This window comes from Kiloniella spongiae, assembly GCF_001026905.1.
GTDB classification, from domain to species: Bacteria; Pseudomonadota; Alphaproteobacteria; order Kiloniellales; family Kiloniellaceae; genus Kiloniella; species Kiloniella spongiae.
The window spans coordinates 508,528-520,602 of the sequence record NZ_LAQL01000003.1 but is presented as its reverse complement, the minus strand read 5'-3'; the positions used below and the strand labels follow the sequence as shown (position 1 = coordinate 520,602).

Genomic DNA, 12,075 nt, shown 5'->3' with positions numbered 1-12,075 from the left:
GATCATGGATCAATTGAGTCCACACCCTAGAGAAGAAATGCTTATTGATGAAGACTGGACGTCTATTGAAGAACTTAAAGCCTATATTGAATTCATCACAGAGAATGGTATTATGCAGCAGCAAATAACCTATTTTATCGCGCCACCAGTTGTTAAATATTTTGCCATTCAAGACCTTTAATCAGGACATACGGCACTCAATAAAATTGAGCAAAATAATCTTATTGAATGTCCGTTTCTGAAAGTCAATCCCCATCCCAAGCAATCCGACCACCAAGCCGAACAGCAATATAAGCCGCCCACCGCTTGAGCCACGGCATACGGTCCTGTTCTGCGACAATCCGAAGAATAGCATCAGCAACAGCGCGTGAACCTTCCCGATTTGCATATAATAAATCGTGCAACGTTGCCGCCCTGAAGAAACGTGCATCCGCTCTTGGTATAAACCACCACAAAGAACGAGGCACAGATGCGCCGTCATAGTTAAATCCACCCGGAACAGTAACGACCATACCCCTTGGCCCTGTGATCTTGTGAGCACAAGCAGCGGTAAAAGGGTTATCAGGATCTTCAGGCGATACCCAGACCAGCACCCCGCCACTTGGGCGAGATGCTTTAATCTGGGCCAGATCATATTCAGGTGTAAACTCGTAGCCATCAGCCATTGGATTTTTCTGCCGCTTCCCAAGCTGCCCAGGCATCGCCCAGTTTTGCGGAAATACTGGGCCACTCTGCGCGGATCTCTTCAGGCGTTTTATCGCCATTCTGAACGGCTGCGATTGATTTAAAAGCAAACACACCAATTTCCACAAGCGCGTTTACAGTTGCGATGGTTGCCGGGTTCATGATTCAACACCTTTCTTTACAGTCAGAAGGATAAAAGCCGTTTCCTGCAAAGTGGTCAGCGTAGATGCATAATCCGTTACCTCACCAGAACAGAGCTTCACAGTAGATGGCATCAGGTCAGATACAGTCTTCACCGTTTCTTTTGACAACTCACCCGCTGCGCGATAGCCAGCAAGCACACGCACCGTTGAAATAATGCCCTCGCAGGTAATCTGCACTTGTTGTTCAGCACTCAGGCGATTACCGCCCGGTGTCGTGCAAGCAGACATAAAAAAAGCCGCTACAAAAGCGACTGTCATCAGTATATCTTTCATAATCAATAACCTCCCTAATAACTCCAAGACGCGGGACGATATGCGTATGGGTGGCCCTCGTCTATGTGAATGAAATTCTTAGCAACCCCAATGCCTTTAAAACGCATGTCGCTAATAGTGGTGAGCAGATCGTAACGTCGAGCTTTAAGCGGGGCGATATCAGCTGCAAGTCCTGCAGAGTGCGCGCCCGGCCTTTTCTTATTTTTCTCAACAGGGTGATTCTTGCAACGGAAGCCACTTGTGATTTCCAAAGGCCCGACTTGATTACGAAGATCTTGCAGCTTTGCCATAAACTCAGAATTCATATCAGCGCGACCACAGCCGCACTTGCAGGCGAACTCTGATACCGAGAAGTTGGGGAAGTCTGACCAATTAAGTTCTATCATGATTTGCCCTTTCCTCTTTAGCTTTTAAATAGTCTTGCCGAGCTTTCGCTATCCTGAACCCAAGTAACAACACGCCTCCAATACCAATACAAATAGCAACACCAGTGTTAAAGTAGTGAAACCATAAAGGAGTAGATACAGCAGTCACCCCCAACAGCTTGTCCATATTTTCTCCTTTCATTAAGGTTTCGATCATGACGCTTCCCATGTGACATCATTAAAAACATCCACATTCACCAGTTCGGCATCTGGCATGGACATCAAGTCGTTTGATTTTTGTCTGATAGTTTCAATTTCGGCTCGTTTGGTTCTTAGATACGCAGCTTCAGCAGCTTCGTTTTGTGTCCATTCTCGGTCGCTTTTTATCTCGATTAATTGAATAGCTCGCTCCCCACCGCGAACCTGTTTCCAGAGCGGGGCAATCTCCTCTATTCGCCGAGCTGCTTCCGGGTTAATTTCATCCCGTTTTTGCTTTGCAATTTGATCTTGCGATTTATCTTGTAAAGATTGGATTATTACCCACTCATCCCCGACAAGGGCCCCGCCATCATCTACAACATATTGATAAGGATTAGGGTTAACCTTAACTGTGCGAACCAATCGAAGATTAGCACCACCCTTCAGTTCAAAGGGCAATGATTTTGGTGGTTGACTATTTCCAACAAGATGGCATTTATTTGCCAGTGAAGGCGTCCAAACGCTTATCTGAGAAACAGCAGAACTATTTTTTTCAATTACATATTTCATGATTAATTCCCCAAAATAGCTGGAAGATTGCCGCCACCAGCAACATCTGCGATAGCGAGGCCAATGTATGTGGCTCCGCTGGCGTTGAAGTCAGCGTTGTTCATACGTAGCTTTAAGCTATCGGCATTAAAATCAATCTGATGTGAGGCTGTTAACTCTGTAGTTGAATCATCCGCGCGAAGCTTAACATCCATTGGCTGTATCGTGTCGCGCTCGGTGTCATAGATCCACCAAGAACCACTACTATCAATGCGTTTAAACATCACCCATCTTGCTTTGAAGCCAAGATCAATGTTGGGACCGTTCGTAGACGATCCAGTGCCTTTGTAGCTGAATATCTTTGAGAGACCATCAACAGAACGGAAAAGGATATGCAAGTGACGCTGACCATTCCCGTTATTTCTACTGTTAATAGGTTGGAAAACTTCGGAAGTCGGATCTGCTCCAAGTAAAGTCCCTGTCACTTGTCCACTGCCGGTGTGTAATTTTAGCCAGCTATCAGACCCAATCCAGCCTGTCGTCATGATACCACTATGAACAACCCAATCCTGTGTTGTTTCTAAGTTTTTAGAGATAATAAGTTCAGGAACATCCCCTAAACCATGCCCAACTGTGCTTGTTGTCTGGCCATCTCCCACATGTTCAACGAGTGACATATAACCAGAACTGTCAGCAATCACTTGTGATGGAATTGTGCCGTCGTTATTGGTGACTTCTGTACCATCAAGCCCAAACAGCCAATCAACATAGTTATTACCCGCTCGGTTACTCTCATTTGATGTACCAAGTGTATAACCATTATCCTCAAATAACTTGAGCGTTTCGATATAATCACCCTCGGCATCATGTACATCCGGCCTGAGATATTTTCCAGCCCCTCGAAGAACGTCATAGAGACTGTGGCTATAGGCACCGTTTCGGGATTTGGTCCAAACAGCAGTGGGCTTCACAGCCGGATAGACTTTAGTTTCGATATGATCGGCGTACCGAAGAACTACATCAAACTTGTCACGCCCGTGGTATTGAGGAGTTTCGCGGTTGGAGCTTTTGAGTTCCTTAAAGCCATTTGGGGGTGTGTAGGTAAAAGGCTTCTGGCCGAAGTTAAAGACAATGTATGCAGACGTACTATAGTGGTAACTAGAAGGCACACAATCGGATGCCAGACCAGTCACTGTCGGACTTGTGCCAGCCGCAGGATCTCCCCCGCCGATCCATGTTCCTTCTTTACCGATCCAAGCATTACCTGTTGCAGGATCAAAAGCGATCATCACAGTTTGACCCGCAGTGATGTTTGTACCGAGAGCCGATTTAACACCACCTTTGCGCTGAGTGGAAGCTGACATCCATCTAAATGAATCAGAAGACTCACCGGGAACAATACCGATAGGACCTAAACCTATACCACCATTGTTATCTGCCGCAGAAGCTTCAAAAACCGCTTCACAGTAAATTTTATGCGAAGAGGTAAAACTCGCGTAGCTCCCTCTATTGTTGGCGGAACCATTCGTAGTAGAGCGTAGACCACCTCTGGATATATCAACGCCTGTTCCATAGGTCGCTATAGCACTCAAGATCGCATAAGGATCACCAGGCGTATCTGTTAACTGATCATCAGAGGTAATCCCCGTCAGGCTCCACGACACAAGATTACCCACAGTGGATTTGCCAAGATCACTAGCATCCTCAAACAATAACTGAGTGCCGTTAGGACCGTATTCGAGTTCAGGCGGATTAGGTTCTTTAAGCGGGCCGTAACCAGCTTTAGGGTATTTATAATCGGTCTGCCCGAAGTTCACTGATGCGCCGGGATTCAAGCTGTGTAAGTCTATATAATATCGGACATCACCAGAAGTTATTGAATGAACTGTAGGTAATTCTACCCCGTTAATTGCAAGGATTGCCGTTCTAGCATCCATATCAATATACATTGAGAACATGTCATGTGTAACATTGGCACCCCATTCTGGTGGGTCAATCGTTGTGCTGGCATTGTTGAAGGATTTTAGAGACGATCCACTAAATGTTATGCCAGTAAAATTACCAAATGTATTTGTGGTGAACCCACCTCTTGGGCTTGTATTTTCAGCCGGGCCGATACCAACTACGGCATTAAATGCGTCGGCCCCTAATCCAAATTCAATCAGATATCTACCTGTACTTGGTAAGACGTCAGAATGGATGGTATCCCAAGATGATGTTGAGCGTTCAACATACTTGCCCTCATCTAGGATCTTGGTTGTATTACTCGCCGAATCGTTTCTATAAAGCGAGATATATCGCTCTTGCTTATCTTCAGTCGTGAACTTCTTGGTCGTCGTGATGACGTTATTACCGAATGGCACATTTTGTGTTCGGTAGTTGATCATTTCTTGTGGCGTCAGAACTTCGCCGTCGAGAAGAACGAAATCGGAAACATTGGCTTCGACTAGTCCAGCCCCACCGTTATAACCACCAAGCTCTGTTATTGAGCCATTGTAATTAAAGAAAGTCTGATAGTTCGCAGTCGGTAATGTATTAGTAGTAAAGCTGTCAATTTCCTCATCATTGACTACCATCTTCATTGTTCGTGCTACACTATCAAAAGCAAAACCAATGAACATCCATTCAGTATCGCGGAACTTACGTGATGTATGAAGCGAACCGGTTGCTGCTGTCCCACCCCAACGTAGTGTATCGTCAGAGTGAAAATAGAGCGTAGACGCTGATCCTGCCGATACCAGATACTCTATAACCCCATGACGCACCCGACGTACGTTCATCATGATTGTAAATTGACGGCGATTGCCTGTGACTGTCGGGGTATAGGTCAGCTTCTTTCCGGCTGATAATGCAAGGGAGTTAGTAAGATCGTTTTTCCAGCCATCAGCTCCTGAATAAAGCGCTCTCATTCCAGCACCTCCAACGCGACACGGGCGATACCGTTTACTGTGGACATATGCATGATGGTGATCACGCCGTCACCCACGCCGAATGATCCCTTCACATAATCAAAACTGGACATATCCACCACTCCGGCGGTCGGACCATTGGTTAACCAGACATCGACAGCATTATTGTTGGCTTTGTCTGCGGTAATAACCCCGCTTCCATTATTGGTCATCGATGTCAGAAAAGTCTTGGTGAGATCAATCACCGGGTTGTCCGTCGTATTGCCATATGAATTCACGGTGGTCGGATAGCTCACCCCCAAAACACGAGATAAATTGGCTAAAAGAACCTGATCAGTCCCTGTCAAAACGGAAAAATCATGTGTATGCGCCTGACCACTGTCATTGGCCAGATTGATCAAATCCTGGACTGTTGACATCAAGGTGCTAAAGCCAACTGATGACATCACCAGCTTGCCGTTTTCGTCGTAATAAGGAACTTCATTGGGCACAGGGGCTGGGAACTGTAATTCATCACCCGAATAGGCAACCGGTAGCTTAATCGCCCGCCCAATCTGTACATCCTGTTCCTGATTTTGAATGGTCAGCAAATCAACAGCAGTCTCTATGACATCGGCTGGCATCCCATCTGATACAGCAAGATCAGTCTGCTGTTCCAACGGTGTCGCCCCAAGGATTGTGATCGTATCCCCGTTAACAGGTGCAGAGGAAAGCGTGATGGAACCACCATTTTCCGATCCCGCCCCACTGATTTGCGTTGGCGTTACAACGGTCTCAACCCCGCTTGTCGTCGTCACAACAACCTTGAGGTGGCTGTCGGCAAGAAACTTGAAAGGCACAGCAAAGGTTACCGTAGAGCCATCCCCTGTGTAAGAGGCCCTCCGCGGTGTCGCAGAAATAGTCATGTCAGATTTTCCCAATAAAAAAACCTCCGCTAAAAAGCAGAGGTTGAGACCTGTTTATCCAAGAACGATTATAGATGATGGGTTGGAGGTGAACAATTCATCTGGAAGCTATTTAATCGCAAAGAAACCATCTCTTGGGTTCCACCGATAATCCTCTAACGAAAAGTTTGATGATTGTTTCAAATCGGAAAATTGAATTTTATACGATGGGAAAAGATTGTTTCGAGCTTCATCATCTGTTCTGTCATCCGCTACCAAAAATGTATCAACATCTTTCGGTACACCCATCGAAATAAGATCTTTCTCTAATTTATCAGCTATATGTGTTGCAGCATTCTGATCCGATATTGATCCATTACTATGTCCCCAGTTTCCCCAATAATTTTTCTTAAACTGCCTTCTTTTTTGAGGCCCCCAAATTCCCTTATCATTCTTCTCAAAACCATTACTGGTATAATACATCTCGGGAGGATGCTTCATAAATTCCTTTGAGCCATTTACTATGCTCTGCCCCCAGTTTTTCACCATCTTTTCTTGAGCATATTCGTTAGGATGCCTGATATCTCCTGTCAAAAGATACTCTCTCTTCAAAAGACCATTTAATTCAACCTCCAATTCCTCTCTTAAGTAAAGTGGTATCTCTGCGAAATAAGGTTTAAAGAAGTCCGTCAAGTACCCATTGCCAGCACTAAACTCATACCCAGATAGAAGTGCACCAAATGGGTTATTTTCAACCATTTCCTCATATTTTTTAGTACGTGTTTGAATAAGTTTTTCATTAGCAGGATCAGCTAAAAATTTAGCTCTTTCCACTGCATCCTTAGGCTCTACACCTGCACCTATCATCGTACTAATCATTCTGAGTCTGCTTTGCTCAAAATCAGCAATATCCAGCGACACTTCAATTTCAAGATTTTCAAGTTTCGTATTTAAATCAGCCGCTCTTAAAATACGATCAGGATCGCCTGAATTAATGTCATCTATTGTTCTTTTTTTAACAGAACTCGGGAGGATACCAAGATTATTAACTAGTGCTGAAATTTCTTTATTTTGCTCTGACGCGGGTGCTGCTTTAAATAAAGGAGCCTCTTCATAGCTATTATAGTACATATCAACAGCTTGTTGGTTTTCCGGAGATGATTTATCCAAACGAAGATTTGTCGCCAAAGCATCTCTGATAAAATTACTATAATGCATACCATTTATCAGATTGTTGTCTGTCTTTCTTCCCTCAAGTCCCTCTTGATGAGCAATATCATTTATTGGAACTTTATGATTACCCAACTCCTCATATTCATTTAAACTTTCACCTCCACTACCACCAAAAACATCACGCCCCTCCCCACCGCGAATAACATCACCCTCACGTTCTGGCTGAACCATCTCACCATTCGCCGCCATGTCATTGGCTATTCTCTCGACATCAGTAGGTGTTGCGGGCTCTTCTTGTGTTCCATTATGTTCATCAACCCGCTCATCCAAGTTTATTCTAAAGTCGATAAAACTTTCTTTATCCTCTTGCTCTAAAACGCTTTTACCAGTTGCCGCTTTCCATGCTTGAAAAGCTACCCTATCTCGCATTTTAAAGTTGGCAGCATCTCTTGCATCAAGTTCACCTTCCTGCATTGCCACTGCTTGACCAATTTGATGAGGAGACATAAATTTAAAATAATCGGATAAATCCCGATCACCGAAATTTTCAGGGTCTGCTAATTGTAATTTTTTGACTTCATAAACGGCTCTCTTGCCCAAAGAATGATCGGGCCGGTATAACCCCAACTGCCTGTCAGATAATTCATCTACATAACGAATGAATGTCTCTCTATCCTCGTCTGACAAGTCCAGAGAAAGATCATTAACATCAATATTTCCTTTGTTTTCGACAAGATAGTTCCAGCCTGAATAACGCTGCCCCTTTATTCTCTCTCTTTGTTCTTTAGCCTGAAGGCGTCGTTGATTTTTCCAGAGAAGATTTGCTTCCTTGCCGATTAATTGATCGGGATAATATTCCAACGTTCTAAGTAAATGTTCTTCGGACAGCCCAGCAGCTGAAATATCATCCAGAAGTTTCGTGGCTTCATTGCGGACAATGCCTTTTGAGGCGATGGATTGAAAATATCCCTTATCTTCGTTGTTCACATATTCATCAATGTTGATCTCTGCCCCTGTTGCCGGGTCAACACCATCCAACAGTGATTGTAATGCGTCATAATTCCCTTGTTTCGCGTGTCCCTGAAGCGCAAAAGACAGAAAACTTCTACGTGCTTCTCTACTTTTTTCAACCGCAACCTCACGCCCTATTCCCGGCGCCAGATCATTGATGTTGCTATCAATAACGATAATGGCGTCGGTCAGAGTATCCGGATTAGTAACAACGCCGGAACCGTACTTTTCGATGTGACGATCTACAGTCGCATGAATTCTTTCTTTGAGAATTTGTTGTTTAGAAGCCCTTAGAGACTGCTGATCAAAACGAGCTTTTTCGTCAAACCGCTGACTAAAGGCGGCGACCTCATCTTCATTTCTGAAGTTCTGCCGCGCTAACATGCCAGCCTTTTGTTCCTCATAGGCCGTTTTGATTTCTTCATCAATTTTTGCTGGCGAACTGTCTGTAAAGCCAAGCTGCTCCCTTATTCCCTGATAAAGACCAGAAGTAAATTCGGACATTTCTTCATAAAGATCGATATCACGCAGCTTTTCCTGCATAAATTCAGATGCGTCTCTCAGATCAGATTTCACGCCTTCGATGAAGCCTTCATCTTTTGCGCTCTCCACACTATCAACATCAGTAATAGCGAGCTTTTGTTTACGCGCATTTTCTGCTTGTTTTTCCTTTTCGTCTTTTTCATGAATAGCTTTTGAAAGCTTGGAAAGACCACCCGTAACAGCACTAATCTTTTCATCTGGCAATTCAAATCGAGCTGTGGCCGGGGCTCTACTATCAGGGATATTTGGCATATTTGTGAACCTTCTAAGCTTGAGCCCAAAGAGTTTCAGGCAAAAAAATAACCCCGGTAAAAATGCCGGAGCCTTAAAACATGTGAACAGTATAAAAACAGGATAAAATTTAGGCGTTATGCCCGGAATCTAGCGTAGAACGTTACATCCCTTTTGATCGCAACAATTCATTGTTTGAAAAATTATTCAAAAAACCATGCACGTTGCCTTCGGCTTCACTCTCTGGGCTAGCGATTTGAGATTTATTGAAACCTTGCTGCATACGTTCCGACAAAACTACTTCATTATCAATGGCGTCCTCAGGATCTATTAAAAGAACAGGATTGGATAATGAATTTTTACCATCATTGCTTTCTACAGATACGGCTATATCTGGATTGGAAACACCAGACAGGCGGTCATTAAGTATTGATTGTTCTATTTTATCACCAATTATCTTTTTGTGTGATGGAACCATTCGTAAACTGTTACTTTTTTGGTATGACTCAATCCAATTCTTTATTCTTTTATCAGCAAAACCCCAAACATCTTTCGCATAATCTACATTCTGATCTTTAAAATAACCAGTGCCAATACCTACAGTACGAATATGGTAATTTCCATCTTTCACGACGATAGTACGCTGTACCAATCCGGGATCAAGAAGATGTAAGTTTGTTGTGTAGTTTGTCACAACATCCGGATTAGCCGAAGAATGCTTTACAAACCCAGGTCCAGCAAAATTTCCATACTTTGGTCCTAGCGGAGTTGCAAAGGTCGCCAAAGCTGACGAAACTACTTCATGATCAACATCTTTGGTTGAAATACCAAGATCATATAAAAAGCCATATTCATGATAATCATCATCGCTCTTTTTAATATCGATGATATCATCCCGGGCTGTATCAAAAAAATTATCCTGATCAATCGTGACAGGGCCATATTCATCCGTGAAAAAAGTAGCCGTGCCATCCTTATTTAACTGCCATTTGTCTGACATTCTCTTTGTTTCCTCTTTGATAAAATCGTAGGTAAACAGCTGCACCAATCAACGCTTCAACCAAATCCCTGAAAAAACCTTTCGCCCAGATTTCATACCCGCAAGCGGTTCGAACATTATCAACAATAGCCACGCAATCCCTCGTGCTGTATCCAAAGGTTGATGTACCTTCACGCGGATACATAAAATCAAAAAGGTTATAAACATCATATGAAATAAAGCAGATAATAAATAACAGATACGTCCAAATAATCCGTTTGACTTTACAGAAATTCAGAACCAATCCCCCCAGGAGAACAGGTAAATTTGACGGGATTTGATAGAGGATTAAATAAAGCGAAAACTTTATAATCAACTCAAGAGCTCTCTCCAGAAGCATATTTGTCTTTTGAGGGTTCGCTCCATCTATAGAAGTAAAGTCATAATAAATCTTATCAATAAATTCATATGTAAAGGTCAGAAGAAAAAGAACCAGTATAGAAATGATAAAGGCTTTCAGTACCCGTTTGAATTCTATTTCCTTAAAACGTGACTGAACAGCCGTAATAAACATTCAATAATCTCATTTTTATCAAATTCAGATAGCCAATTAACTCAAAAACTTAACCTTCATTCAACCATAGAATTATCGATCAGGGATTTAAATTTTCTCTTCAGGAGGAAAATTTCTCTGGGACGATAAAAGACATTCATAATCAAACAGACCAAGCTTAGATAAAACCTCAAGATGTCGAATTCCCTGAAATTCATCCCTAGTCATAAATATCCTGAATTGGGACTTGGTTTTTATTCCATTAAAAATATTCTCGTAATCCAGATAATGATAAAAATGTTCTGAATCGACTTGGCACACACTATAAATCAAGAATACAAGATGGGAATATTCAGGGTCTTGGTCTTCATTTCGAATTAAATAGTAATTTGCCCCATAATCCAACAGCTTAAAAAGCATCTGTAAACTTGTTAAAACATCTTGCTCCAGGTTCCGAGCGTCGTCATTTTCCCCTTGTTCGGATGCATTCTCAATGGAATTCCAGTAGTTAACTGCTTCTCCCAGATTGAGCATTGCAACTTGTAGAGCACTTCCATTGTTAATATTTACATCAGCACCATAATCAAGAAGCAAATCAAGAATTTCACTGTTGATATCAACGTCAACGCTTAAGGACAGAGAAGAATAGTTATATTTACCAAGCGTATCTGGATTATATCCCCCTTTCAGGAGGCATTTCACAGTAGATAACGCTTCCTGCCTGACCGCACTATGAAGCGGTTCATTACGCTCGATACCCGGACAGTCTTTCCAGCTCTCTGCATAAACAGGTTTTATTGCGCCAAGATAAAACCACAAACATAGGGACGTAATAACGACGATTGACCATTTCAAAAAGAAAACGACAACTCGATGACATATAGAATCTAGATCCATCTTCTCTCCCCGCCAGACACCAAGTTCCAGAGCCTACACCCCTTAAGAATATTCTACCATATGTAGTAAAAAATAACTCTTAAGATAAATACGATCCCGCATTGAGAAAACCACCGATCATAGCGTTGTTTCCAGCACGTTTATAAGCTTTGGCTTTCTGATTTCCGGCGTAGAGAATATTATCCACTTCCTGCGCCCCCAGCTTTTCAGTCTCTTCAATTAACAGGGCCGGGCTACCTTCAATTTTCAAACCCGCAGCGGCAAAATTGGCACGCTGTTGCCCCGCCAAACGTTGTGTATTGCGTCGACTAATCGCGGCCTCCTGCGCCGCAAACCGTCTTGCCATTTTAGCCTGTTTTTTTGCCCGTTTGCGTTCGGCAAAGCCGTTAAAAAGTGCCCCGCCAGCACCGAGTAAACCAGCAGTAGCCCCCAACCCGCCGATACCTGCCAGAGCACCAATAGCAGGGGCTGCACCTTTCAGTACATTACCGACTTTTTTAAATATCTTTTTGAACCATCCCATAGCTTTTCCCTTTATTTAATTGTTTATAAAATTGAAACCAGCTATCGTTACATGTAACCGACCGGTATCTACTTACACCTTCATGAGACACGTTAACTTA

At 43.1% G+C, this 12,075-nt stretch carries 14 protein-coding genes; 1 reads left to right on the top strand and 13 read right to left on the bottom strand.

Features of this window, described 5'->3' with window-relative positions; translation table 11 throughout:
* A partial coding sequence (locus WH96_RS21935) for a hypothetical protein (protein ID WP_047763366.1) occupies window positions 1–181 on the top strand: 181 nt, incomplete at its 5' end.
* Window positions 182–245: 64 nt separating this feature from the next.
* Here the strand turns inward: WH96_RS21935 and WH96_RS06415 are convergent.
* From WH96_RS06415 to WH96_RS06355, 13 genes are all read right to left on the bottom strand, one after another.
* The gene (locus WH96_RS06415) at window positions 246–665 is read right to left on the bottom strand and encodes a DUF1353 domain-containing protein (RefSeq protein ID WP_053005739.1); all 420 of its coding nucleotides are present in this window, start codon (window positions 663–665) and stop codon (window positions 246–248) included.
* Window positions 658–846 carry a hypothetical protein gene (locus WH96_RS22130; protein ID WP_047763241.1) on the bottom strand — a complete coding sequence of 63 codons (189 nt, stop codon included), beginning with the start codon at window positions 844–846 and terminating at the stop codon, window positions 658–660. Before WH96_RS22130 ends, WH96_RS06415 begins: the two co-directional genes overlap by 8 nt.
* A complete protein-coding gene (locus tag WH96_RS06405) occupies window positions 843–1,160 on the bottom strand; it encodes a hypothetical protein (RefSeq protein ID WP_047763240.1) in 318 nt (105 codons plus the stop codon). Before WH96_RS06405 ends, WH96_RS22130 begins: the two co-directional genes overlap by 4 nt.
* A gap of 14 nt (window positions 1,161–1,174) precedes the next feature.
* Entirely contained in the window at window positions 1,175–1,546 is a 372-nt protein-coding gene (locus WH96_RS06400) for a D-Ala-D-Ala carboxypeptidase family metallohydrolase (RefSeq protein ID WP_047763239.1), read from the bottom strand.
* On the bottom strand, window positions 1,533–1,742 hold the full coding sequence (locus tag WH96_RS06395; protein ID WP_047763238.1) for a hypothetical protein: 210 nt from the start codon (window positions 1,740–1,742) through the stop codon (window positions 1,533–1,535). The genes WH96_RS06400 and WH96_RS06395 overlap by 14 nt, the downstream gene beginning before the upstream one ends.
* Complete coding sequence (locus WH96_RS06390; RefSeq protein ID WP_047763237.1) at window positions 1,739–2,293, bottom strand: hypothetical protein; 555 nt, start codon at window positions 2,291–2,293, stop codon at window positions 1,739–1,741. Before WH96_RS06390 ends, WH96_RS06395 begins: the two co-directional genes overlap by 4 nt.
* A 2-nt stretch (window positions 2,294–2,295) precedes the next feature.
* The gene (locus WH96_RS06385; protein ID WP_047763236.1) at window positions 2,296–5,181 is read right to left on the bottom strand and encodes a DUF7483 domain-containing protein; all 2,886 of its coding nucleotides are present in this window, start codon (window positions 5,179–5,181) and stop codon (window positions 2,296–2,298) included.
* Window positions 5,178–6,086: a phage tail fiber domain-containing protein gene (locus WH96_RS06380; protein WP_047763235.1), complete on the bottom strand. Its 909-nt coding sequence runs from the start codon at window positions 6,084–6,086 to the stop codon at window positions 5,178–5,180. Before WH96_RS06380 ends, WH96_RS06385 begins: the two co-directional genes overlap by 4 nt.
* 108 nt (window positions 6,087–6,194) lie before the next feature.
* Window positions 6,195–9,044 (bottom strand): hypothetical protein, encoded by a 2,850-nt coding sequence (locus WH96_RS06375; protein WP_047763234.1) that lies wholly within the window; start codon window positions 9,042–9,044, stop codon window positions 6,195–6,197.
* A gap of 142 nt (window positions 9,045–9,186) precedes the next feature.
* Window positions 9,187–10,023 (bottom strand): hypothetical protein, encoded by an 837-nt coding sequence (locus WH96_RS06370; RefSeq protein ID WP_047763233.1) that lies wholly within the window; start codon window positions 10,021–10,023, stop codon window positions 9,187–9,189.
* Entirely contained in the window at window positions 9,998–10,576 is a 579-nt protein-coding gene (locus tag WH96_RS06365) for a hypothetical protein (protein WP_047763232.1), read from the bottom strand. Before WH96_RS06365 ends, WH96_RS06370 begins: the two co-directional genes overlap by 26 nt.
* A gap of 87 nt (window positions 10,577–10,663) precedes the next feature.
* Entirely contained in the window at window positions 10,664–11,452 is a 789-nt protein-coding gene (locus WH96_RS06360; RefSeq protein ID WP_047763231.1) for an ankyrin repeat domain-containing protein, read from the bottom strand.
* Window positions 11,453–11,531: 79 nt separating this feature from the next.
* Window positions 11,532–11,975, bottom strand: coding sequence for a hypothetical protein (locus WH96_RS06355; protein ID WP_047763230.1), 444 nt, complete (start codon window positions 11,973–11,975; stop codon window positions 11,532–11,534).
* Between the last annotated feature and the right edge of the window lie 100 nt (window positions 11,976–12,075).